Here is a 24,284-nt window from a genome sequence, read left to right as displayed (position 1 = left end):
TTGCTACTCCTCTACAATCTCGACAAGGTGCTTGACCTTGAAGATCATGCCGCGGACGGACTCGTTGTCAGCAATCTCGCGAACCTCGCGGATCCTGTGGAGACCGAGGGCACGGACAGTACGGACCTGGTCCTGCTTGCAACCGTTGGTGCTGCGGACCTGCTTGATCTTGATGGTGTCAGCCATGCTTAGTTCTCCTTACCGACGAACATCTCGGAGACCGTCAGGCCACGGCGAGCCGCGACGTCCTCAGGGCTGGAGAGCTCCTTGAGGCCCTCGACGGCAGCCTTGATGATGTTGAGGCCGTTGTCGGTACCGAGGGACTTGGACAGGACGTTCTTGATGCCAGCAAGCTCGAAGAGGGGACGCACAGCGCCGCCGGCGATAACGCCGGTACCCTCGACAGCGGGCTTGATGATGATGCGGCCGGCACCAAAGTGACCGAGAACCTCGTGCGGAATGGTGCCCTGATCGGTCACCGGCACGTGGAACATGTTCTTCTTGGCATCGAGAGACGCCTTGGAGATGGCCATGGGCACCTCAGCGGACTTGCCCATGCCAACGCCGACGTTGCCCTTGCCGTCGCCAACGACGACGAGAGCGACGAGGCTCATGCGACGACCACCCTTGACGGTCTTCGACACGCGGTTGATGTAAACGACGCGCTCCTCGAACTCGGAGGCCTCGCGCTGCTGCTTCTGATTACGAGCCATGTGCTACATACCTCCTAGAACTCGAGACCGGCGGCACGAGCACCGTCGGCGAGGGCCTTGACGCGGCCATGGTAGATACGGCCACCGCGATCGAAGGCGACCTTGGTGATGCCGGCCTCGATGGCGCGCTTGCCAACGAGCTGACCGACCTTCTCCGCAGCCTCCTTGTTCGAGGTGTGGGTGCCCTTGAACTCGGCCTCGAGGGTCGAGGCAGAGACGAGCGTCAGGCTGGAGCCCTTGCTGTCGTCGATGATCTGGGCATAGATGTTGGCGTTAGTACGGGTCACGCGAAGACGCGGACGCTCGGAAGTACCCGAGACCTTGCCGCGAACACGACGCTGACGACGCTTGAGGCCTTCCAGCTTCGCCTTATGCTTGTTCATACGTAAACTCCTAAAAAGGTTGATCTTGCCAGCACCTGACGGGGTGCTGGTCTTATGCGAGTGAGTCGGTTACGACTACTTGGCGGCCTTACCCAGCTTGCGGCGGATGTGCTCGCCAACGTAGTGGATACCCTTGCCCTTGTAAGGCTCGGGAGGACGATGGCCGCGGATCTCAGCGGCGATCTGACCGACCTGCTGCTTGTTGATACCCTTGACGTTCACGTGGGTGTTGTCGGGAACCTCGAAGGTGATGCCCTCGGGAGCCTCGACGATCACGGGGTGCGAGAAGCCCAGGGAGAACTCGAGGTTCTTGCCCTTCTGCTGCACGCGGTAACCGACGCCGGCGAGCTCGAGCTTCTTCTCGAAGCCCTCGGAAACGCCAACAACCATGTTGTGGATGAGAGCGCGGGTGAGGCCGTGGCGGGCACGGGTCTCACGCTCGTCGTCGGGACGGGAAACGGTGAGGACGTTGTCCTCGACGTTGATAGCGAGCTTCTCAAAGACATCGAGCTCGAGCTGGCCCTTGGGGCCCTTGACGACAACGTTGTTGCCGTTGACTGCCACTTCGACTCCGGCGGGAATCTGGACAGGCTTATTACCGATACGAGACACGGTGATCTCCTTTCCTTCTACCTACCGAGCGAATTACCAGACGTAAGCGATGATCTCGCCGCCGACGTTGTGCTTGCGAGCATCGCGGTCGGTCATGACGCCATGGCTGGTGGAAATAATGGCGGTACCAAGGCCACCGCGGACGCGGGGCATGTCGGCAACGCCGGTGTACTTACGCAGGCCCGGCTTGGAAATGCGGCGGATGCCGTTGATGACCTTAGCCTTCTTGGGACCATACTTAAGCGTGATGTGCAGAGTCTTCTGGGGAACGGTGTCCTCGACATCGTAGCCCTCGATGTAGCCCTCCTCGTGCAGAACACGAGCGATCTCGACGAGCTTCTTGCTGCTCGGCATGGAGACCGTGGCCTTGTTCACAGAGTTAGCGTTACGGATGCGCGTAAGCATATCTGCGATCGGGTCTGTAAGGTTCATACAGATTCTCCTTCGTTCTTGATGAACACGTGCTCTTGGTTCTTCGCCGCCCTTAACGGCAAAGCCTTTTTAGCGCGTTTTCCCTGTTCCAAACTGATGCTTGAAACGCTGGTAGTGACTTACCAGCTGGCCTTCTTAACGCCGGGAAGCTCGCCCTTGAGTGCAAGCTCGCGGAAGCAGACACGGCACAGGCCGAACTTGCGGTACACAGAGTGCGGACGGCCGCAGCGCTGGCAGCGCGTGTACTCACGAGTAGAGAACTTCTGCTTGCGATTGCACTTGACGATCATCGATGTCTTAGCCACTTATATCCTCCTCACATAGAGTATTGTTCGCCCCAAGCGCCGCCCCCTTGTGGGAACGGCGCTTATAGGGCAGGTGAACCTATTTCTTGAACGGGAAACCGAAGGCGTCCAGAAGGGCCTTGGCCTCCTCATCGGTGTTGGCGGTGGTCACGAAAGTGATGTCCATACCACGCTGGTGATCGACGGAGTCGAAGTCGATCTCGGGGAAGATGAGCTGCTCGGTGACGCCCATGGAGAAGTTACCACGGCCGTCGAAGCTCTTGGCGGAGATGCCGCGGAAGTCACGGATACGGGGAATCGCGACGGAGGTCAGACGATCGAAGAACTCCCACATACGGTCGCCACGCAGGGTAACCTTGCAGCCGATCGGCATACCAGCGCGCAGGCGGAAGGTAGCGATGGACTTGCGGGCACGGGTGATCATCGGCTGCTGGCCGGTGATGGCGCGCAGGTCGCGCACGGCACCGTCGATGGCCTTGGAATCGGTAGCGGCCTCGCCGACACCCATGTTCACGACGATCTTCTCAAACTTGGGGATCATCATGACGTTCTCGTACTGGAACTTGTCCTGAAGCTGCTGCTTGACCTCGTTGTTGTACTTGGTCTTCAGACGCGGCACATACTTCTCTTCTGCCATTGTTCACTCCTTCTTGGGGTTTTAAGCACGGGGCGTGGCCACGATGGGTTGTCCTCGTGCCTCCTGGCTGCATCCGCGCCGCTCGTGGCATTTCGCGGTTTGGACTCGACGCAGCAGGAGCCGACAAAACAATCGGTACTATACGCGCATCGGGAGCGTATTTCCAGAAAAACCTCGTCTGCCTGCACAACTCCACAACTCCCCCGCACAAATGGGTCCCAAAAAGCAGTTGCGGTGAAATAGGGACTGTTTGGCGGCCTAACAGGCTTAAACAATCCTTATTTCACCGCAACTGCTTGTTGGGGATGCGATTAGCGCTTGCGGGGGACGAGTTTGGTGCGGCGCAGGTGGATCATCTCGGCGGCGATGGAGATAGCGATCTCCTCGGGATCCTCTGCCTCGATGGCAACGCCGATCGGCAGGTGCAGCCCGTCGATCTGGTCCTGCGTAAAGCCCTCCTGCTCCAAGCGAGCCCGCACAAAGGCCGTCTTGCGGCGCGAGCCAAGGCAACCCAGATAGGCGGGCTTGGCGCGCATGGCCTGAATCACCACGTCGATATCGGACTTGTGGCCTGCTGTGGCCACGACCACCAAGTCGCGCGGACCGATGGGGCACTGCTCGCCCAGGTTCTTGTAGTCGACCAGACGACGGTCGTAGACACCGGGTACCCAATCGGGGGTCAGCGTGCCGGGGCGGTCGTCGCACGCCACGACGGCAAAGCCCGCCGCCGTGAGCACCCGCGCCGTCGCAGCACCCACGTGGCCGCAGCCAAAGATATAGGTCAGGCCCTCGGGGCAGAGCGTCTCGATGTGCGCGGGAGGAATCTCGGAGGCGGCGTTGGTGTAGGTGGCCTTACTCCCCTCCTCCACCAGCGAAAGCCCGGGGCAGCCCGCAATGGTGCGGCGCGATTCCTCGCCATGATACTCGGCAACATCGCCTTCGAGCGCGTTTGCGATAAACGGTTCAAAGTCGATGACGAAGTCGCCGATGCGTCGATATGCCAAGACGTCGGCAACCGACTGGAACAACGGTGCCTTGGTCGCGTCCAGGTGCAAATAGCACAGGCAGATGGCTCCGCCGCAGATCATGCCGGTATCGGAGTTCTCGCCGCCCATGGTGTAGCGGACCAGACGCGACTGTCCCGCGCTCAGGAGCTCGCGTGCCTCGTCCAGCGCAAAGAGCTCGATCTTACCGCCGCCGATGGTGCCCGCCTGGCTACCGTCGGCAAAGACGGCCATCCAGGCGCCCACGCCGCGCGGCGACGACCCCGCCGTGCCGGCCACGACCACCAGCTCGCACGTCTCGCCAGCACGCAGGGCGGCAAGCGCCGCATTCACAACATCGAGCTTTTCCATTGCCGCCTTCTATCCTCTAAAGACATCGGTGAGCATAGCGAGTGCCTCGAGCACGCCGCCGCCGACCGACGTCGCCTTGTCCGAAATGTAGTTGATATAGCTGGCATCGCCGCGCGGATCGACATCGGCGCATTTAAAGCCCTCAGTCACCTGCACGCCGTTCGCCAAAAGCCCGCGCAGACAGCCATCGATCTGCGTGCACATGGGCGTATCGCCCACGTAGCCAATCACGTCTCCGGCGCTCACGATGTCGCCGATTGCGCGGTCGGACCGAAACACGCCGGCGGCGGGGCTGTGGATAACGCGTTCTTTGCCATAGCCGGCGATAATACCCGGCACGCCCGTGTTGGGCTGGGGCGAACCTTGGGTAATGACACGGCCGAGAAAATGCCCGCGCATGGTCTCGACCACAGCGTCGCAGTCAACCGGCGCGGTAAAGCCCGGCCCCACGGCGATAACAGCAGGCGCCATGTCACGCGTGGTACCCAGGTTGCGCTTGGCCAGAATCGCGTCGACCACAGCCGCGGGTTTAAACTCATCGAGCATCTTGGCCTGAGGGTCCACCACGACGGCAACATCCCCCGCTTGGGTAACCTCGAGCGCCTCAGCCGGCGTCTGTGCCAAGCGAGCGCGAATGCCTTCGACCTCGACCTCGCCCAGGCGAATGGCCTCGCAAAAACTGATTGTGCGACGGATGCACGTGGGAACCGCGATATCGGCCATGACGACCAACACGCCGGCGCGCACCAAACGGGCAGCGACACCCGTGGCGATATCGCCGGCGCCGCGAACATAAACGAGCATTCCCGGGGCACCTCCCTGTGCTACGGTTTGAACAGAGCAAAAGCGGCTCGACCGCTACTCTGATGATTATTTATTATCACAGTATTATACGGCGGTGAACAGATGGAAACGACGAGCGGAAACCTTGCCTCCGCGCTCAAGATCGAGCCGGGGATTACCGCGATCATCGGCAGCGGCGGCAAGTCGACCTTGCTGAAGGCGCTGGGTCTCGAGCTCATGCGCGCTGGCGGCAGGGTGCTTCTCTGTACCACCACGCACATGTTTCCCGTCGCCGGCGTGCCATGGGACGGGTCGAGCCGTCGCTTGGACGCCGTGCCTTGGAAGCCGGGGGCCCTGCATGTTCCCGGCTGCACCTGCGAGGCATGCGCGGGCATGAGCCGCGGAGGCATCTGCCAGGCGGGTGTCTTGGACCCGGAGACAGGCAAGCTCTCCGCCCCCGCCGAGCCGCTCAACGAGCTGGCGCAGCGCTTTGACTATGTGTTGGCAGAGGCAGATGGCAGCAAGCGACTCCCGCTCAAGGCGCATGCCGCCTGGGAGCCGGTAATTCCCGCCGCCGCGGCAAACGTTGTCTGGGTCGTCGGCGCCTCGGGGCTGGGCAAGCCCGTCACCGAGGTTGTCCACCGCCCCGAGCTCTTTTGCGAGCGTTGCGGCTGCAAGCTCACCGACATCGCCACGCCCGAGCGCGTCGCCCAGGTGCTCAATGCCGAGATGCAGGCGCTGAAACTCAGCACCGCACGCGTCATGCTCAACCAAGTCGACACGCTCAGCGACCCCACAATGGCCGACCGCTTCGAGGCAGCCCTCGGCCGCCCCGTCGTCGCCACCAGCCTCAAATAGCCGGCGCTGCCCCAGAAGACCTATAAGTTGCGGTGGAATAGTTCCTGAAACGGCCTATTTGTCGGCTAAACAGGAACTATTCTACCGCAACTGCGGAGGGGAATCCGGCGATCTTCCTGTTAGCGGGGCACGTAGCGGCCGGGTTGGGCTCCGGTGGGCTCGCCATCGCGTGCCGCCAGCACGCCGTTCACAAACACGGCCTTGGCGCGGCCATGTGCCTCAAAGCCCTCGAGCGGCGTGTAGTCCACAGCCTGATGTTGCGTCGCCGCGCTAATGGTCCAGCGCGCCTTGGGATCCCACACGCACACGTCGGCATCGGCGCCCTCGGCAAGACAGCCCTTGCGCGGATACATGCCAAAGACGCGCGCCGGGTTCTCGCTCATCAAGCGGCACAGATCCTCGGGACCCAGCTGTCCCTCAAAGCTCGTGGCAATCGCGACGGGACGATGCTCCACGCCGGGCCCGCCGTTGGGAATCGCGCGGAAATCGTCGCGTCCGCGGTCCTTTTGACCGTGCAGGTTAAAGCTGCAATGATCGGTCGCAATAGTATCGATCTCGCCGGCCACAAGCGCCTCGCGCAGCGCGGCACGGTCACCGGCATGGCGCAGCGGCGGGCTCATCACGTACTTGGCGCCCGCAAAGCCGTCCTCGCCCTGCTCCAGGTAGCAAGTATCGTCGAGCATCAGATACTGAGGGCAGGTTTCGACATAAATGTTCTTCTGCCCGCGCGCCTTGGCGGCACGGATGGCCTCGAGCCCCAGCTTGGTCGAAAGGTGCACCACGTTGACCGGAGCGTCCCCGGCCAAGTGCGCCAGATACAGCAGGCGGCTCACGGCCTCGGCCTCACACACGTCCGGACGGCTGAGCGCATGCCCCTCGGGCCCATGAATCCCCTGCTCGTACACGCGCTTCTGCAGCTCGTTCACGAGCGTGCCGTTCTCGCAATGCACGCACAGGATACCGCCCACGCGCTTGAGCTCCTCCAGTACCTCGAGCGTCTCGGCATCGTCCAAGCGCAGGTGGTCATAGGCAAAGTAGGTCTTGAACGACGATACGCCCGCCTCGCGCATGGCCGAAAGGTCGGCGCGGTTGCGCTCGTTCCACTCGGCGAGTGCCATATGAAAGGCGTAGTTGGCCGTGCAGGTTCCGTCGGCGCGGCGATGCCACTCGGCCAAGGCATCGGGCATAGTCACGCCGCGATCGGCCGTCGCGTAGTCCACGATGGTCGTCGTGCCGCCGCAGGCAGCCGCGCGCGTGCCGGTCTCAAAGCTATCGGCTGTCCAATCCATGCCGGTCCAGCACTGCATGTGCGTGTGGCCGTCGATAAAGCCGGGGAACACCCAACAGTCGGTGGCGTCCTGGACGGTATCGCCCTCGCCCGGCTCAATCGCCGCGGCGATCCGCACGATCTTATCGCCATCCATGGCAAGATCGGCGCGGCGAAGCCCCTGGGGCGTCACGAGCGCGCCGTTTTTGATGATGATCATAATTGCTCCTTATTGATTGTTGCAGTTGGCCACGCGATCAAAATACGAGCAGGCGGCGATATGCTCCGTTATGCGTTGCTGTCCCTTGGCGGTATCGACGTCCCACAGCTCGTATGCACGCGCCTCGACCAGCACCACGTCGGTACGGTCCTTGAGGATCGAACCGCCGCCGTCCTTGCCCTCAAGACACATGAGTGCATCGAACAGTTCCGCCGGAAAGAGCATCGGGCTCGAAGGCTCACCGTTGCACGCAAGACGCACCGGATGCTTGCGGCCACACTCGTCAAACGCACGAACCATAGCCTCAAAAGAACCCGAACTCACGAGCGGCTGGTCGCCCGGCAAAAAGAGGCAACCTTTCCAGTTGCGTTCGACTCCCCATGAAAGGCCCGCACGGACGCTTTCGCTGCGCAGCTCGCCATCGTGCAGCACGCACGGGCAATGCTTGTCCTCGCAAATCTGGGCGACCTCGGGCCAACGCGTCGAAACCACGACGTCAAAGCCCCGGGGAACCGAATCGATGGTCCGGGCAATCAGCGGCTCGCCATAGATATCGGCAAGCATCTTGTTAGAGCCAAACCGCTTGCCCTCGCCCGAAGCCATAATGACGCATCCAAGTTTCATGGTGATACCTCCCCTGAAACCATCGTACCCATAACTCGCGCCGCGGGCATCCACATCGAAAGCGCTTATCCCGCACGCCCACGATGCAAAAAGGGGGCACCCCGCCGGTTGGCAGAGCGCCCCCTTTACATGGCTTACCTCAGCCCGGCTTTAGGCCTGGAGCCAACGGGCGGTGTTACGCTCGTCGAGGGCCTTGAGGGTAGCGGCGGGATCGGCAACCTTCTGCAGGAACATCATGGCAGCGATGGCGTACGGCTTGTAGCTGGCCTCCTTGTACATGCCCACGCGGTGCATGTCGAAGACGTCGGCGTTAACCTCGCCGTGCTCGCAAGAGACACCGGAGATGTCGGCGGGCAGCGGGTGCATAAAGATGGTGTCCTGGCCGTTGGCAGTCTTCTCCATGAGCTCGGTCGTAGAGCACCAGTCCTGATGGGTGGCGTTCTGGGCGAGCAGCTCCTTCTCGAGCGCGGCGATGCCGGCGTCGTCGCCCTCGGCGTACAGGTTGGTGCGCTTCTCCATGGCGGCAAACGGAGCCCAGCTCTTGGGGATCACGATGTCGGCGCCCTCGAAGGCCTCGGCCATGGTGTTGACCTGCTTAAAGGTAGTGCCGGACTCGGCGGCATAGCCCTTGGCGCGCTCGACGACCTCGGGCATGAGGTCGTAGCCCTCGGGGTGGGCCAGGGTGACGTCCATGCCAAAGCGGGGCAGCAGGCTGATCAGCGACTGCGGGCAGGACAGCGGCTTGCCGTAAGAGGGCGAATAAGCCCAGGTGACGGCAACCTTCTTGCCCTTGAGGTTCTCAAGGCCGCCAAACTCGTTGATGAGGTAAAGCATGTCGGCAGAGGACTGCGTGGGGTGGTCGGAATCGGACTGCAGGGAGATGAGCGTGGGACGGTGATCCAGAACGCCGTCCTCGTAAGCCTGCTGGACAGACTCGGAGACCTCGGCCATGTAGGCGTCGCCCTTGCCGATGTACATGTCGTCGCGGATGCCGATGACGTCGGCCATGAAGGAGATCATGGTAGCGGTCTCGCGGACGGTCTCGCCGTGAGCGATCTGGGACTTCTTCTCGTCCAGGTCCTGCAGCTCAAGGCCGAGCAGGTTGGCGGCCTTAGAGAAGGAGAAGCGCGTACGGGTGGAGTTGTCGCGGAACAGGGAGACGGCCAGACCCGAGTCGAAGATCTTGGACGAGACGTTGTTCTCGCGCAGCTCGCGCAGGGCGTCGGCGACGATGTAGAGAGCCTTGAGCTCATCGGTAGTCTTGTCCCAGGTGTGCAGGAAGTCGCTGCCGTACATACCCTTAAAATCGAGGCCGTTCAGCTGCTCGACGAGCTCGGTAAACTTAGCGTCCATGGAAATGTCCTTTCTAAAGATGAAACGATCGCAATGAGTAGATGTGCTCCGGCATGCGCGTGTGGCTAGAACATGCAGAGCACCATGACGAGGACCCGCCACCGTTGAGGAAGCATGGGAGATAACGACCGCGGGCCCCAAGTCAACAGGGGGTGCCGGGGACACGAGCAGCCCCCGGCTCAACAAAATCGAGGAATGGGACTAATCAATCTTGTTGTTGGTCAGACCGGCGCGGAACACGGTGGCGTCGCCATCGGCCTTGCTCGGATCGTAGAGGTTCAGGGCAGCCACGTACATGGCAGCAGCGGTGACCAGGTCGTCCTTGTAGGTGACCTCGTTGGGAGCGTGAGCCTGAGACTCGGCACCCGGGCCAAAGCCCACGCAGGGGATGCCGTAGCGGCCCTGGATGGAAACGCAGTTCGTGGAAAAGGTCCACTTGTCGCACAGCGGGCGACCGGTGCGCTTGTCCATGCTGGGCTCGCAGCCGATGCGCTCGTCACCGAACATGGCCTTGTGGGCGTCGACGAGAGCCTTGACGTGCGGAGCGGTCTCCTTGTTGATCCACGTGGGGAAGTAAGCCTCGGTCTCGTAGACCTCGCCGGTCCAGGACGGACGGTCGTACATGTACATGGAGACCTTCACGTCGTCGCCGTACTTCTTGGCAGCCGGCAGGTTGCGGATCTCGTCCAGGCAGGACTCCCAGGTTTCACCGGCGGTCATGCGACGGTCGATGGAGATGGCGCAGGAGTCGGCCACGGCGCAACGGCTGGGGCTGGTGTAGAAGATCTGGCTGACGGTGCAGGTGCCGCGGCCCAGGAAGCGGGCATCCTCGAAGTGCTCGGGATTGTACTTGGGGTCGAGCATCTTGACGAGACCCTTGATGTCGGTCGACTCGTCGCAGCCGTTGTTGTTGAGGGCGCGGACGTCGGCGATGATGTCGGCCATCTTGTAGATGGCGTTGTCGCCGCGGTCGGGAGCGGAGCCGTGGCAGGAGGTGCCGTGAACGTCGACGCGGATCTCCATGCGGCCGCGGTGACCGCGGTAGATGCCGCCGTCGGTGGGCTCGGTGGAAATGACGAACTCGGGCTTAATGCCGTCCTTGTTGTAGATGTACTGCCAGCACATGCCGTCGCAGTCCTCTTCCTGGACGGTGCCGACGACCATGATCTTGTAGCCCTCGGGGATGAGGCCCATGTCCTTCATCATCTTGGCAGCGTAGGTAGCAGAAGCCATGCCGCCCTCCTGGTCGGAGCCGCCGCGGCCGTAGATGATCTCATCGGTCTCGTAGCCCTCGTAGGGATCGGCATCCCAGTTCTCGATGTTGCCGATGCCGACGGTGTCGATGTGGGAGTCGATGGCGATGATCTTGTCGCCCTCGCCCATAAAGCCCATAACGTTGCCCAGGCCGTCGACCTTGACCTCGTCATAGCCAAGGTTCTCCATCTCGGCCTTGATGCAAGCAACAACCTCACCCTCCTCGCAGGACTCAGAGGGATGGGAGATCATAGCGCGCAGGAAGCGAGTCATATCAGCACGATGAGACTCAGCAGCAGCCTTGATAGCGTCGAAATCGAGTTCTTTAGCCATTGTTCATAACCTTTCAAACGAAGGAATCTACCTTTGAGGTGGCGGAGCGATACCTATTTACTCCGCCCCAACGATTAGCAAGTGGGATATTCGCCTTCCCAAACAATGCGGCGATACTGGTCGGGATCCGTATCGCCCTCGGTGGAGAAGCAGAGCACGGAGCTCGTCTTGTCCAGGCCGATGAGTTCCTTGAGCTCGGCGTACTCGGGATCGAGCATGAGAGTCTCGACCAGACCGGTGGTCACAGCGCCGGACTCGCCGGAGATGACGCGCGGGTCGCCCTTCTCGGGAGCGCCCAGGGTGCGCATGCCGCGAGCGGTGACCCAGTCGGGGCAGGACACGAAGGCGGTGGCGTGGTTGCGCAGGATATCCCAGCCCAGGATGTTGGGCTCACCGCAGCACAGACCGGCCATGATGGAGGGCATGTCGCCGTCCACGATGCGCGGGTCACCGTCGCCGGCGGCAGCGCCCTTGTACAGGCAGGCGGCAGGCGCGCACTCAACCACGACGAAGGTGGGCGGGTTATCGGGATACAGGTTGGTGAAGTAGCCCACCACGGCGCCGGCGAGCGAGCCTACACCGGCCTGGACAAAGACGTGCGTCGGGCGGTTGATGGCCATCTCGCGCAGCTGCTCGGCAGCCTCGGAAGCCATGGTGCCGTAGCCCTCCATAATCCAAGACGGGATCTTCTCGTAGCCCTCCCAGGCGGTGTCCTGAACGATGACGCCGCGCTCGCAGGCGTCGGCCTCGGCGGCGGCCATGCGCACGCACTCGTCGTAGTTGACCTCTTCGATGGTCACCGTGGCGCCCTCAGCGGCGATGTTGTCGAAGCGGGGCTTGGTGGAACCCTTGGGCATGTGCACGACGGCCTTCTGACCCAGCTTGTTGGCAGCCCATGCCACGCCGCGGCCATGGTTGCCGTCGGTGGCGGTAAAGAAGGTGGCCTGGCCAAAGTCCTTGGCAAGCTGATCGGAAGTCAGGTAATCGAAGGTGCAGTCGGCAACGTCCTTGCCGGTCTCATCGGCAATGTAGTTGGCCATGGCAAACGAGCCGCCCAGAACCTTAAAGGCGTTGAGGCCAAAGCGATAGCTCTCGTCCTTAACGCACAGGTTGGACAGGCCCAGGCGCGCAGCCTGACCGTCCAGACGGGCAAGCGGAGTGACGGTATATTGAGGGAACGACTGGTGGAAGGCACGGGCCTTCTTCACGTGGTCGAGGCTCATGATTCCCAAGTGCTTGTCATCGCTCTTGGGCATCGTGTTGCCCGCCCACTGGATCTTATCGGCCATACGGTGAACTCCTTAAGTCCTCTCTTGCCGGCCCCCGCATACGCGTTTCAGCCCGATCCCATTCACACGGCTGAACTTTTATGTGGATGCCAAACAAAAAGTTTGTTAGTAATGTTCTATCACACTTTTTGATTGGCGTACCTAACGAATTGTTTGTTGCCGTAATCGGTACTTTTTCGCCGCCGAACGGTCATGAATTGCCTTGTTGATGGATTTGTTTGCGGTCAAGTGTGGTTTATGGCAAAGTGTGCCCAAACTAATTTTTAGGAAGGCACCCATGACCCCCGCACAGATTGAGTTTTACAAGCGCCTAGCACACGGCCTGGCGCTCCAATTTGGCCCCAACTGCGAAGTCGTCGTCCACGATCTGGAAACCGAGGACGTGGACCACTCCATCGTAGTGATCGAAAACGGCCACGTCAGCGGGCGCAAACTGGGTGACGGCCCCAGCCATATCGTGTTTGAGTCCATGCACGAGGGCACCACCGACGTGCACGACCGCGAGCCATACCTCACCAAAACCACCGATGGCAAGCTGCTCAAATCGTCGACGATCTTTATCCGCAACGACGAAGGCAAGCCCGTCGGCATTTTGGGCATTAACTTTGACATTACGCTCATGAAGGCTTTTGAGCGTTCGCTCGACGCCTTTACCGGCACCGGCGGCACGGGCTATACCGAGCCCGAGCCCATTACCAAGAACATCGGCGACCTGCTCGAGGACCTGCTGCACGAGTGCGAGCAGTTTGTGGGCAAGCCCGCGGCACTCATGACCAAAGACGAGCGCATTCGTGCCATTGGCTACCTCGACCGTCGCGGCGCCTTCCTCATTTCCAAGTCGAGCGAGCGCGCCTGCGAGTTCTTTGGCATCTCCAAGTACAGTTTTTATAGCTACCTCAATGAGGCCAAGGCGGCGGCCGGCGACAAGTAGGCGCTCGCCTGGATTGCCCCTCCCCTTTTGGGCGCGAGTTCTGGAAAGCACGAATCCAAGACCGAGCCACTTGGGAAGTTCCATATAATCGATGTCATTAGTATTTCGAAAGGATGGAACAGAATGGCGTTGAGCAAGGCATCATGCACCGGTCGCGGATTGATTCCGGCAATTGGTGGACATGTGCACCGCATGTTCGATGAGGGTGAAGACGACCTGTTTTCGCTGAGCCTTGACGATGTGATGGATGATCGCCCGTGGACCGCCGACGAACTCATGGGCGGCGGCGCGGCTCGCCCGTCAAGCCCCAATCCCGCACTTGCGCCTAAGACCGCATCTGCGCCGACTCCTGCGCAGTCGGCTGTTTCGACGCCCGCGCCTACACCCGCACCCACTTCGGCGCCCACGCCCGCTCCCCGCCCCGCAAGTGACCCATCCGAGACGGCGGCATTTCTCGCAGCAGCGACGCAGGGCAAATCGGCCGACAGCACTGTTATGTACAGCGCCCAGCAGTTGCCTGTTCCTGCGGCACGCAAGCCTCCGGTCGCAAGGCTCGATGAGCCCGTTGCCCATCAGGTTGCCTACGATTCCTGGGCTGCAACCGATCTGGATGAGACCTCTACCGGCATGCCGGCGCTCGACGTTCCAGTTAACCCGCTTTTTGCCGCCAACACGAGCGCCGCAGACTATGAGGGCGGTACGGCATATTCCGATTATTCCGATGGCTATGCTGGCAACAGTCGCATCGAGACCGAGGACTATGGCACCGCGTCGAGCGATTATCCCAACGATCCGTACGCTGCCACGCCCGCACCGGAATATGACCCGGAGGCCGCGTCCGCGCCGGCGTATACCAAAAGCACGGGCGAAGAGCGCTTCGCCGATTATTACGCCGAGGAAAAGGCACTGCGTTTCTCGGAATTTCCGCAGGCAGTCAAGGTTGCCTTTATCGCCATTATCATTGCCCTGCTCGGTGTCATTGCATTTGAGGGATTCCAGCTGTTCCGCGGCCCCACCCAAGCGGAGTCGGAGACCCAGCAAAAAGAGGACGATAACCAGTACCTGGACATCAACACCCTCAAGGGCGACCCCAACGACGGGGACGACGAGTAGCGAGGGCTGAAGGCGGCCACAGGATCCCGCATCCAGCACCAGCTTCTTAGTGCTGTTTTGTCATCCAGCTACACTTTTCCGAAGTTTTAAGGTGCCTATTTCGACACTTTTCCGGATTTTATACTCTGTCCCTCCAGATGCGCTTTACGGTGCAGGCGTTGGAAGAAGGGCCATGTGCCGCTGGCGGCCCACATGTTCTGCAGATCAAGCTGCTCGGAGACGGCTCGCGCGAGCCGTCCAGCTGGAAGCTTTTTGCCGACGGTGCGTGCGTTGCGGACGGATCCGGCGCCTTTGCCCGCGAGTGCTTCTGCGAGGGCGCCGAGGTGTTCCTGGACCTGTGTCGCGACGCCGTGCACGCGGCCGAGCTGCACCAGTGGAGCCAGAGGGAGTACGAGCTGCTGAGCGCGGCGCGCGGGATTGCGGGGGTGTAGGTGGGCAGATAAGCCATCGGCAATTCCGAGATGGCAAGGGCCGGGAATTAGATTCCCGGCCTTTAACCTAGCACTACTTTATAAGATCGAGCACCGCGGGAATGTCATCGGCATTACGAAGAGCAACATAGGTCGGTAGGCCTGGGCCAAATCCACCCTGCGTACGTTTGTCCTGGCACATGTCCTCTGGATCAATTAGGTCATCCACGCTCTTTGCCAGGCCGACGGCAATCCAGCCACCGTTGCTGGTCCTACCTTCTAACACGGCATGCAGTTTTCGCTTGCCCGACCTGAAGCCTACATAGTACTTGGCTATGTAGGACTCCCACGAAGGGTTACCACTCAGAACGGACTCGCGCACCTCATCGAAAAGCTTCTGGTTGAGCCCACCTTCGGCAAAGGTGGGGTGGTTCTCATGCAGAGTCCAGACAGGAGCCTCGTCAGGCTCCCCACGAGAAGGACGGTACTTGTCGACGACGTCTGCCGGAAGGTCGGGATACTTCCATATCTCGCACGCTTCTTTCGCCAGCTCGTCCGCGCGCTGCCCAATCTCTTCCTCACCCCATTTTTCATGCGAGACAATCGATTTGTTTAGGTAGAGCGGGCTGCACTTAAATCCGACGTCAGGCAGATTGAGCTTGTCCGAGAACGACCGGTTTGAGTACTCCTGGTTGTAGCCCGTCAGCGTAAGATTTCCCAAGTTGTTGCACAGCCTGTCGTGGACGTCTTCCCAGTTCTCACCAAGCGATTCCTTCCAGCCGTGCTCATCATCAATCGTCTGGGGCATGATGTGCTCGATCTGGTAATCGTCGGCTGAGATGGACTCCTTCGGGTGGTGCCAGTTCTCCATGCGTTCCAGGTAATAGCGCTTTTTAGAGAAGCGGTTGTAGCAGTCACGCGCCTTAAACTCCTCGACAAAATGCTCGTCTGTCGGAAAGTATGCGGTCATACCGCTGCTGTGGATAAGGAGCATCGCCGTAACGTACTCCTCGATATCGTCCTGCTGCTCGAGATTGCGATACATGCCGGCAAAGAAATTATTTAGGCCCGTGGTAAGTCTGCCGCAAACCGCTCGCCTGAACAGAAACGACTCGATAGTCTCGCAGATACGTAAAAACGCATTGCGGTCTAGTCCATTCCCCTCGTAAACCGAATAAAGCAACATTAAGAGGGGCCTTATCTGCTTCACGTCGAGGCTTACGATTCTGCCGAACACTCGGCGCAGTCCGTCGTCCTTCTCCTTACCAAGGAACAGACTGGCGTATCTATGTGCATACCCGCGCAGCTCCTTAAGCAGGCCCTCGGTGTCACCATCGTAGTCGTCGGCGAAATAGCGCTTAAACTCGTAGTAGGCCTCGTTCTCCTTCGGCATCCTATTGGGAACTTTAAGCCACAGCCAGTACCAGATAAATGCATTGAACTCGTCCTCGCCGCCTTTTCCGAACAAGCACTCGAGTGGATGCCAATAACCCTCATAAAGCTTGGTCTGTTCGTCGTTGGGAAGCGACATTAGAACGTAGTTACGGATGAGGTCAATGGGCGTGAGCGGCTTGCCCTTGGAGTTCATGGACTCAAATATGAGCTGGGCATTATCAACGCCAGCGGTGAGCTTAGTGTCGATGACCTGCACGCGGTTTAGCCCCGCCCAAAGCCTTGCCGGGTCAAATGATTTACCACGCATCTTCTCGCGGAAGAACGCATGGTTCTCGACAATCCGATCCGATTTTTCATCTGGCACGGGAGCCCCAGACACGATGGAGAACAGCGTCTCTTTATCGTCCTGCGAGAGCACCAGCTTGTAGCGTGCCAGACCGTTGTAGTCGTCATCGTTAAAGAGGTAATTTTTCCTCAGCGCCGAGATTTTGAGGTCGCCAAGGAAGCCAGCCTTGTCGGGGTTGCTCTCCAAATAGTCAGCCAAAGCTGCAATCATCAACGAAAACGTCGTCATGCGCTGCTGTCCGTCAATCAGAAGCACGCGCGAAATGCTCGTGGCAGAGCTCTCGGACTCGGGGATATAAAGCATTGACCCCACGAAGTGCGATACGCCATCACGACCCGCTCGCATGACGTCATCCCAAAGCACCTCGCACTCTTTTACACTCCACGAGTAAACTCGCTGGTACACGGGAATGACAAACTGCATCTTCGCCACGCCCATAAGGTCGAGTAGATTTGCCTCGGTTGCTTTCATTTGCGGTTGCCCCTTTTTCCAACATCAATCTCAGGAATCCTACTTGAATTTCTCAACCAGCAGCTGCCCGATGGCGCTCATCATGGCGCGATACTTCTCACTGTCCTCAAAGAGGCTGGTAAAGGAGTCCGTGTTCTCCACATAGGCGCGGCGAGCCTCCTCATCGAACACCTTGGGCAGCAGGCTTGATTCGAAGACCTGTCTGCCGTCGCGACGGATGGTGTCGGCGACCTGCGGGTTTTCGGCGATACGCTTCCACAGCGTGTCGATAACCACACGATCTCCCTCGGTGAAGTTGCCAGCCCACTGCTCGTTGAACTTATCCACGAGCACCTGCAGCGGGTCGCGCTTCTTATCGGGCGTCACGGTCTTGGCCGCGCCACCGGGATCGAGCACGCCGCCGCCAGGCTCAAGCGAAATGCTGCCCTCGAACTCCTGCTTGAGCTTGTAGAAGCGCATCTCGACCTTGTCGTCCACAGCCTCGACGGGGATCTTCTCGACCTTGAGGAGGTGGCGCAGATAGCTTAAATACACGTATTCCTTATGCAGGTCTCGGTCAAACATGCGCACGATCTGGGTGATGTAGGTGTACCACTTGCAGAAGCTACGCACCTTGCGACGAACCTGATAGCGTTCATCGTCGTTCAACTCGTTATAACGCGCGACCGCCGGCTTCAAAACGGCCGCGAGCTTACCCTGCACGTTGCTCTGCGATTTACCCTTGCCATCGGTGAAGACTATCTCGGCAGCGGCCTCAATGTCAGACTCGTCATAGAGCCCGTAACCGCGAATATCGGTCTGCACCTGATAGAGGAGGTCGGTGTTAATCTGCTCGGAAAGCGACGTCTCGGTGTAGAAGCGTTCGAAAGCCTTCTGGATGTCCTCGGGCTTGTTCACGAAGTCGAGGATGTAGGTGTCCTCCTTGTCCGGGTGGATGCGGTTGACGCGGCAGAGCGTCTGGACGGCCTTCACGTCCTTGAGCTTCTTGTCCACCACCAGCGTGTGCAGCAGCGGCTCGTCAAAGCCCGTCTGGTACTTCTCGGCAACAACAAGCACGTCCCCATAGTTGTGGAACTCGGCCTTCGTTTGGCTCTCGGCGACGCGTTGTCCATCGTGGCCGACGTTGATGACCGGCTCGGTGTACTCGGGACCGTCGGGGCCGTCAGCCGGGTCGCTAATGGCGCCCGAGAACGCCACCAGCACCTCGATATCATCGTAGCCCTTCTTCTGCATGTAGCGCTTGATCTCGTGGTAGTAGCGAACCGTCGCGAGGCGCGAGGCCGTGACCACCATCATCTTGCCCTTGCCGCGGATTTTGGTGCGTGTCACATTGCGGAATGTCTCCACGATGATCTCGGCTTTCTGGCCGAGGGCATAGGGGTGCAGCTCCTTATACTTGCGGAGCAGCTTGAGCGTGGGGCTGCTCGGTACGTCGGGATTGTCGGGGACCGTGCGTGCGAGCTCGACGGCCTCCGAATAACTCACGTAGTTGGCGAGGGGGTCCATAATGAAGCCCTCCTCTATCGCCTGGCGCATCGAGTAGACGTGGAACGGGTGGAAGGACCCGTCAGGCCACTCATCGCCGAAGATCTCGAGCGTCTGTTCCTTTGGCGTGGCGGTAAAGGCAACGAAGGTCAGGTTCTTGTGACGGCCGTGGCTCGCGAGCTCGTCGGCGAGCTGGTCCTCCCAATCGGCTGCGGCGTCCTCGGCTTCCGCCTCGATCTCAGCGTACTCCTCGAGCGCGTCGCGCTTGTCGGCAAGGGCGCTCTTGAGCTTGAGCGCGCTCGTTCCCGTCTGGGACGAATGTGCCTCGTCGACGATGATGGCGAAGCGCTTACCCTTGCTCTCGACCTGCTCGTAGATCACGGGGAACTTCTGAAGGGTCGAGACGATGAGACGAGCGCCGCCGTTGATGGCGTCCCGCAGGTCGGCCGAGGTCTTGTCCTTGCCGATGGTCACGACCGAGCCGATGGCGTGATCGAAGCCCGAGATGGTCTCCTGCAGCTGGCTGTCGAGCACTCGGCGGTCGGTGACGACGACCACGGAGTCGAACAGCGGGGTGTCATCCACAAAGAGGGATGCAAGGCGATAGGCCGTCCAGGCGATGCTGTTCGACTTGCCCGACCCCGCCGAATGCTGCACGAGGTAGTTCTTGCCCGTCCCGTTCGCGCGCACGTCGGCGATGACCTTACGCACGGAGTCGAGCTGGTGGTAACGGGGGAAGATGATGCGCTCCTTCTTGCGCTTCACCTCGTTGCCGCGCGCATCGAGCTCTGTCTCTTCCTTGACCTCCAGGTGGAGGAACTTGTTGACGATATCGAGCAGGCTGTCCTTCTGCAGGGCGACCTCCCACAAGTGGCTCGTGGCATAACCGTCGGGATTTGCGGGGTTGCCGGCGCCGCCGTCGTTTCCCGCCCCGGCGGAGCCCTGGTTGAACGGCAGGAAGAAGGTCTTCGCGCCCTCCAGCTTGGTGGTCATGTAGACATTTTCGAGATCGACGGCGAAAAAGGCCACCATGCGCGTGTTGAACTTGAGACAGCGACACCTCGGGTCGCGGTCCTCGCGCCACTGGCGCATGGCATTCTCAACGTCTTGGCCGGTGAACTGGTCCTTGAGCTCTATGCTCACCAGGGGGATGCCGTTCACGTCCAGGACCATGTCGATGGTCTGGTTGCCCGTCTCGGCGAAGTGGAACTGGCGGATGCAGCGGCAGACGTTCTTGGCATAGCGGTCGGCGGCGCTTTCGTTAAGCCCGCTCTCCGGCTTGAAGAATACGACCTTGAAAGGAATTCCTCGGTGCTTGAAGCCGTGTTTGAGCACCGCGACCATACCCAGGCGGTCGACGGCGTCGTTGAAGACCTTGGCGAACTTCGCCGTGGAATCGGAGTTGCACATGCGCTCGAAGCGATCCCACGCCTTGGGCTGCGTCGTCTGGATGAAGTTGACCAGGGTGGCGGCGTCGAGCGCACGGTCACGATGCTCCATGTAGCCGCCGCCGACCATCTGATAGGTGCCGTCCTCGACGTAGAGGAGCGAATGCCTGTCGTCGCACTTGAAGAAACCGCCCTCAGGCGAGCAGAGAAACGACTCGATGTCCTCTTCGAGGTTCTTTTCCTTTGTCTGCGCAGGCATGCTACAACCTCATCTCTCTCAACTCGCGACCAAAGAGAGCGAGCCACGGAAATATGCTCTTGTTTAGCACCATGTACATCTTCGCGCGCTGCTTTTCCGTCGGTGCCGTCCTCTTGTTGAACATATCCACCATGAACTCGTAATCGTTTCGACCGTCATAACCGTTGTACCTATTGGCCGGAAAGGCGCCCCTCTCGTAAAGGAAAGCGTAGAGGCGTCGAGAAAACAGATCCCTGTTCATGCCATCGAGTCGCACGCCCGGCTTCCTCGCCTCAAGGGCTTCCAGCAGCTTGATCGCTGCCTTCCAGCCCTCAACCTCGTTCTTGAGCTCATCATTTTCAAACTTAAGGATGCAGGTGGAGCCTATTGGCGAGAGCTCTTTCCCGTTGACGGAATTTTTGATTGTGAACTCATACCTGATGCCCTCATGCCCGCAAAGACACTCTCCGGAGGTGTTCCCATTGTCATGGCACCCCACCACGTGCCATTCGGAAACGGCAATATCCCACGTTTTCGACGACGACGCCTCCAGCACGATGCCCGGAAGACGATAGGAATCGCCCATTGGCTACACCTCCCGCTTTCCGGTGACGGTCTCGTAGATGAGCGACTGCTTGTACGCTTTGAGGTCGGTGATGATAGCCTGCTTGGCAGCGATATCGGCATCGATCTGGGTGCACTTCTCGTCCAAGTAGTCCGCAATGAGACGCTGTTCGGAGAGAGGGGGCAATGGCACAAACGCCCGAGCCAATACGTTAGCGGCAAGATTTGCGCTCGTTGCACCAATGGCAGTAGCCATGGCTTGATTGGTGGTAGATGAGCACGTAAGCGCATAGCTAAGCCACTCGGGAGCGCAGCAAATGGGTCTAGCGACAGTCAGCGAAGAAGCAACCGTGCCGCAGTTCTCCGTTCGGTTCAACGAGCATTTGCCAACGCTTCCGCGCAAACAAAAGACGACATCACCGCGCCGTAGCTTCACACCCTTAAGTGAATCGTACTTATCTTGCGAAATGTACTTCGAAAAGACGTCGGGAAGATAACGACCATTGAGGTCGCCAGACGTAATAAACGGAATTCCAGCCTCTTGAATGTCGTCGCCTGAAGGGTAGCTGTCACTTCTATCTCCGTTGAGAAATACAGCGAGACGCTTCACCATCACGAGGCCCCAGTTCGCATTCATTTTTCCTATCGCCGGGACTCCGCTTTCTTTCACTTTGACAGCGTTACACGTACCGTAAACAATGGCTCGTTTAACCACATCGTTTTGATACGCCCTGTACTCTTCAATAGACTGCTCGGCGGTGGAGACGGCGCGGTCGATTTCGGCGCACTTATCGTCCAGGTATTCCGCGATGCGGCGCTGCTCATCGAGGGGAGGCATGGGTAGCACTTGGGCTGCAAAGTCCTCGAACTTGATTGTTTTGCCTTCGCGGATGCCCAACGTTAGTGAATTCATATGGTCAATAAACGACGGCGACTTAAACAAGTACTTATAGAACTGATAGTCGATTGGCTTTATTGAGCGAAACGTTTGGTAAGCAGGCGAACAGACCCCTTCGAAGTCGGAGCGCTCGAAGCCGCCCTGGAAGCTGCGCAGGCTGATTACAAAATCATTCCTGTGAACCGTACGGAATCTACTTAGGTCGGTATCGTCCTTAACGCGAACAACACCTTCAAGCCTATCCTGAGGCCACATGCCATGCTTCTGGGTCGCTGCCAAAAGCGTAAGGTCATCGTTGCCCCTGTCGTTGGTGAGTTTAAACAGGCGCTTAGCCCTATGCAATTTCCACCTCGAGGGGACCTCGCCGAGCCACTCGACGCCACTGTCCTTCATCTCCCGCATTGCTAACGCACCTCTCCGAAGAGGGCCTTGAGGCTCTTCTCGAGCGTCTTCTCGTGCTCGAGGATGCGCTTGGCGATCTCGTCAGCTGGCTCCAGCTCGGCGTACTTGTAGAACACGCGCGTGAACGGGACGGTGTAGCCCACCTTGGTCTTCTTCTTGTCCACCCAGGCGTACTTGTTGTACGGGCGTACCTCGCGCTCGATATAGGCGTCAATGTCCTGAGTGAGCGGGATGTCCTCGGTGTCCTCCTTGGCCTTGTCCGCCTGCATTTTCCCGCGTTTGTTAAGGACGGGTTCTCCGTCCTCGTCGACGACGGGGCTCTCCACGGCAACGCGGTTGAAGCCAAACTCGACCGTCTCCATCAGGCGCGCCTCGACGGAGACCTCTAGTCCGTTGGACCCGGCGCCCGTCCAAGTGCCGTCGCGATACTCGGAGTACGCCTGGACGATAAGGTCGCGGCAGGACTTGGTGATGTCGTTCTTCTTGTCGCCAATGCCCTTGCGGCGCTTCTCGAAGCACCGGGAGGCGTCGATGAGCAGCACGTGGTCGCGATGCTCCGGTGCCTTCGCCTTGCTGAAGAGCCAAACGTAGGTGGCGATGCCGGTGTTGTAGAACGAGTCGCAGGGCAGCTGCACGATCGCGTCGAGCCAGTCGTTCTCCAACACGTATCGGCGGATGCTGTCCTCGCCGCTGCCGGGCTTGCCCTTGTAGAGCGGACTCGCGTCCTGGACAATCGCCATCACGCCGTCGTCCTTGAGCTTAGACAGGCCGTTGAGCACGAAGAGCATCTGACCATCGCCCTTGGCGGGAAGCTTCTCAACGGGGAAGCGTCCACCGCCGGCAGTCTTGAATTCCTTCTCCACCGAGGGGGCCTGAGGATTCCACGGGTCACCGAAGGGTGGATTGGAAATGCAGTAGTCGAACTTGAAGCCATCGAACTTATCGGCGGAGAGGGTATCTCCGAAGCGCATGTTGGCGTCGTCCTCGCCACGAATTAGCGCACTCGCCTTCGCGATGCCGAAAGTGAAGGGATTGAACTCCTGACCGTAGCAGGTTACACGGGCCTCGGCGTCGAGCTGGCGCAGGCGCTCCTCGGTGCAGCCGAGCATCTGCGAGGTTCCCATGGTCTGGTCGTAGACGGTCTTCGTGATGCGGTCGCCGTCGAAGACGTGCGGGTCCGCCTGAATGAGCAGGTCGGTCATGAGGTACACGATGTCGCGGCTCGTGAAGTGAGCGCCGGCGTCCTCGTCGTAGGACTCGGAGAAGCGCTGAATGAGGTTCTCGAAGATGTAGCCCATGTCCACAGCTTTGATCTTGTCGGGCGACATGTCGGCCTGCGGCTTGCAGAAGTCGCAGACGACCTGGTAGAGCAGCGGGGCGTCTGGGTCGGAGAGGCGTTCGATCTGGTCGGCGAACTTCATGCGTGCCAAGATGTCCTGCACGTTGTCCGAGAACCCGTTGATGTAGTCCTTGAAGTTGTCCTCGATGTTCTCCGGGTCGGCCTTGAGCGTCTCGAAGGTGAACTTAGAGGTGTTGTAGAAGGGGTAGCCGGAGGCATCGCGCAAAAAGCCGTCCTTCACGGAAAAGGCTTTGTATTTCTCAGCTGCGGCGAGAACGGCATCGTGCGTGGGCTCAAGGCAGTCGTGGAAGCGTTTGATAACGGTCATAGGAAGGATGACCAGGCCGTACTCATGAGGCTTGTAGGGGCCACGCAGGGTATCGGCGGCACTCCAAATGAGAGATGCCTTCTCTTGAATATTGGCGCCAACGGCCTTGATAAGATCGTCGCTATCCGCCACTGCTATTTCTCCTTCTTGGTCAGATATTCGATGAGGCTCATCTTTACCAGCGAGGTAAAGCTGATGCCAGAAAGCGCAGCGGCGTCCTTCGCCGCATCACGCATGTTTTTAGGTATGCGGATGGTCACGGCAACGTTCTCGCCATCCACAAGAAAGCTCTTGAGCTCGCCTGTCTTGGCCTCTCCGTCGACAAGCTCGGCGTATTTCATTGGCAACCCCCGCGATTGCATGATGCAATACAAATGTGCTTCTGATTCTAGCAAAGGAACAGAAGCCAATGACCATCTGACGCAGATAGAAGGGGAAGTCGAGAGTCAACGTTCTGCCCATTCGCGATGCCATGGAATCTTAGGTCCCGTAGGCTTGTCAGCCATTCGGTTAAACCTATAGATATGAATTTAGGACCGGTGACTTGAATCAGCGGTC

General features: G+C 59.7%; 24 protein-coding genes. 4 read left to right on the top strand and 20 right to left on the bottom strand.

Going from position 1 to position 24,284, the window contains the following annotated elements:
• Window positions 1-3: 3 nt before the first annotated feature.
• The 9 genes from rpmD to yqeB all read right to left on the bottom strand — a co-directional run bounded on the left by rpmD (window position 4) and on the right by yqeB (window position 5,241).
• Entirely contained in the window at window positions 4-186 is a 183-nt protein-coding gene (gene rpmD / locus DWY51_RS00670; RefSeq protein WP_006235266.1) for a 50S ribosomal protein L30, read from the bottom strand.
• 2 nt (window positions 187-188) lie between these two features.
• The gene (rpsE, locus tag DWY51_RS00665) at window positions 189-713 is read right to left on the bottom strand and encodes a 30S ribosomal protein S5 (RefSeq protein ID WP_022094279.1); all 525 of its coding nucleotides are present in this window, start codon (window positions 711-713) and stop codon (window positions 189-191) included.
• A 14-nt stretch (window positions 714-727) separates the two neighbouring features.
• The gene (gene rplR, locus DWY51_RS00660) at window positions 728-1,096 is read right to left on the bottom strand and encodes a 50S ribosomal protein L18 (protein ID WP_006235264.1); all 369 of its coding nucleotides are present in this window, start codon (window positions 1,094-1,096) and stop codon (window positions 728-730) included.
• A gap of 75 nt (window positions 1,097-1,171) precedes the next feature.
• Window positions 1,172-1,708 (bottom strand): 50S ribosomal protein L6, encoded by a 537-nt coding sequence (rplF, locus tag DWY51_RS00655; protein ID WP_006235263.1) that lies wholly within the window; start codon window positions 1,706-1,708, stop codon window positions 1,172-1,174.
• A gap of 33 nt (window positions 1,709-1,741) precedes the next feature.
• A complete protein-coding gene (gene rpsH / locus DWY51_RS00650) occupies window positions 1,742-2,140 on the bottom strand; it encodes a 30S ribosomal protein S8 (RefSeq protein WP_006235262.1) in 399 nt (132 codons plus the stop codon).
• Window positions 2,141-2,259: 119 nt separating this feature from the next.
• Entirely contained in the window at window positions 2,260-2,445 is a 186-nt protein-coding gene (locus tag DWY51_RS00645; RefSeq protein WP_022094280.1) for a type Z 30S ribosomal protein S14, read from the bottom strand.
• A gap of 79 nt (window positions 2,446-2,524) precedes the next feature.
• On the bottom strand, window positions 2,525-3,082 hold the full coding sequence (rplE, locus tag DWY51_RS00640; RefSeq protein ID WP_006235260.1) for a 50S ribosomal protein L5: 558 nt from the start codon (window positions 3,080-3,082) through the stop codon (window positions 2,525-2,527).
• 311 nt (window positions 3,083-3,393) lie between these two features.
• Window positions 3,394-4,437, bottom strand: coding sequence for an XdhC family protein (locus tag DWY51_RS00635; RefSeq protein ID WP_117769425.1), 1,044 nt, complete (start codon window positions 4,435-4,437; stop codon window positions 3,394-3,396).
• Between the two features lie 9 nt (window positions 4,438-4,446).
• The gene (gene yqeB, locus DWY51_RS00630; RefSeq protein WP_117769423.1) at window positions 4,447-5,241 is read right to left on the bottom strand and encodes a selenium-dependent molybdenum cofactor biosynthesis protein YqeB; all 795 of its coding nucleotides are present in this window, start codon (window positions 5,239-5,241) and stop codon (window positions 4,447-4,449) included.
• Between the two features lie 102 nt (window positions 5,242-5,343).
• Here yqeB and yqeC point away from each other — a divergent pair, with 102 nt between their 5' ends.
• On the top strand, window positions 5,344-6,078 hold the full coding sequence (gene yqeC, locus DWY51_RS00625) for a selenium cofactor biosynthesis protein YqeC (protein WP_117769421.1): 735 nt from the start codon (window positions 5,344-5,346) through the stop codon (window positions 6,076-6,078).
• Window positions 6,079-6,197: 119 nt separating this feature from the next.
• Here the strand turns inward: yqeC and hydA are convergent, their stop codons facing one another.
• The 5 genes from hydA to dpaL all read right to left on the bottom strand — a co-directional run bounded on the left by hydA (window position 6,198) and on the right by dpaL (window position 12,418).
• A complete protein-coding gene (gene hydA, locus DWY51_RS00620; protein ID WP_117769419.1) occupies window positions 6,198-7,565 on the bottom strand; it encodes a dihydropyrimidinase in 1,368 nt (455 codons plus the stop codon).
• Window positions 7,566-7,574: 9 nt separating this feature from the next.
• A complete protein-coding gene (locus DWY51_RS00615) occupies window positions 7,575-8,189 on the bottom strand; it encodes a nucleotidyltransferase family protein (protein ID WP_117769417.1) in 615 nt (204 codons plus the stop codon).
• A gap of 150 nt (window positions 8,190-8,339) precedes the next feature.
• On the bottom strand, window positions 8,340-9,542 hold the full coding sequence (ygeW, locus tag DWY51_RS00610) for a knotted carbamoyltransferase YgeW (protein WP_055287465.1): 1,203 nt from the start codon (window positions 9,540-9,542) through the stop codon (window positions 8,340-8,342).
• 201 nt (window positions 9,543-9,743) lie between these two features.
• The gene (locus tag DWY51_RS00605; RefSeq protein ID WP_117769415.1) at window positions 9,744-11,129 is read right to left on the bottom strand and encodes a YgeY family selenium metabolism-linked hydrolase; all 1,386 of its coding nucleotides are present in this window, start codon (window positions 11,127-11,129) and stop codon (window positions 9,744-9,746) included.
• Window positions 11,130-11,203: 74 nt separating this feature from the next.
• Window positions 11,204-12,418 (bottom strand): diaminopropionate ammonia-lyase, encoded by a 1,215-nt coding sequence (gene dpaL, locus DWY51_RS00600; RefSeq protein ID WP_117769413.1) that lies wholly within the window; start codon window positions 12,416-12,418, stop codon window positions 11,204-11,206.
• A 277-nt stretch (window positions 12,419-12,695) separates the two neighbouring features.
• Between dpaL and DWY51_RS00595 the strand changes: the two genes are divergently transcribed.
• From DWY51_RS00595 to DWY51_RS00585, 3 genes are all read left to right on the top strand, one after another.
• A complete protein-coding gene (locus tag DWY51_RS00595; protein ID WP_022094290.1) occupies window positions 12,696-13,349 on the top strand; it encodes a transcriptional regulator in 654 nt (217 codons plus the stop codon).
• 123 nt (window positions 13,350-13,472) lie between these two features.
• Window positions 13,473-14,462 (top strand): hypothetical protein, encoded by a 990-nt coding sequence (locus tag DWY51_RS09545; RefSeq protein WP_117769409.1) that lies wholly within the window; start codon window positions 13,473-13,475, stop codon window positions 14,460-14,462.
• A 149-nt stretch (window positions 14,463-14,611) separates the two neighbouring features.
• Window positions 14,612-14,893 carry a hypothetical protein gene (locus tag DWY51_RS00585; RefSeq protein ID WP_147332627.1) on the top strand — a complete coding sequence of 94 codons (282 nt, stop codon included), beginning with the start codon at window positions 14,612-14,614 and terminating at the stop codon, window positions 14,891-14,893.
• A 73-nt stretch (window positions 14,894-14,966) separates the two neighbouring features.
• On the opposite strand, the gene DWY51_RS00580 is transcribed toward DWY51_RS00585, so the two are convergent.
• Genes DWY51_RS00580 through DWY51_RS00555 form a run of 6 tightly spaced genes read right to left on the bottom strand, consistent with a single transcriptional unit; the run spans window position 14,967 to window position 24,067 of the window.
• Window positions 14,967-17,084, bottom strand: coding sequence for a DUF262 domain-containing protein (locus DWY51_RS00580; RefSeq protein WP_117769407.1), 2,118 nt, complete (start codon window positions 17,082-17,084; stop codon window positions 14,967-14,969).
• 39 nt (window positions 17,085-17,123) lie between these two features.
• Window positions 17,124-20,216, bottom strand: coding sequence for a type I restriction endonuclease subunit R (locus DWY51_RS00575; protein WP_117769405.1), 3,093 nt, complete (start codon window positions 20,214-20,216; stop codon window positions 17,124-17,126).
• Between the two features lies 1 nt (window position 20,217).
• Window positions 20,218-20,781: a hypothetical protein gene (locus DWY51_RS00570; protein WP_117769403.1), complete on the bottom strand. Its 564-nt coding sequence runs from the start codon at window positions 20,779-20,781 to the stop codon at window positions 20,218-20,220.
• Window positions 20,782-20,784: 3 nt separating this feature from the next.
• Window positions 20,785-22,059, bottom strand: a complete 1,275-nt coding sequence (locus DWY51_RS00565; RefSeq protein WP_117769401.1) for a restriction endonuclease subunit S — start codon at window positions 22,057-22,059, stop codon at window positions 20,785-20,787.
• Between the two features lie 2 nt (window positions 22,060-22,061).
• Window positions 22,062-23,858 (bottom strand): class I SAM-dependent DNA methyltransferase, encoded by a 1,797-nt coding sequence (locus DWY51_RS00560; protein ID WP_117769399.1) that lies wholly within the window; start codon window positions 23,856-23,858, stop codon window positions 22,062-22,064.
• 2 nt (window positions 23,859-23,860) lie between these two features.
• Window positions 23,861-24,067, bottom strand: a complete 207-nt coding sequence (locus DWY51_RS00555; protein ID WP_117769397.1) for a hypothetical protein — start codon at window positions 24,065-24,067, stop codon at window positions 23,861-23,863.
• Between the last annotated feature and the right edge of the window lie 217 nt (window positions 24,068-24,284).

The sequence above is a fragment of the Collinsella sp. AF25-2LB genome (assembly GCF_003458415.1).
Classification (GTDB): Bacteria; Actinomycetota; Coriobacteriia; order Coriobacteriales; family Coriobacteriaceae; genus Collinsella.
This window is presented reverse-complemented; position numbering and strand designations above follow the sequence as displayed.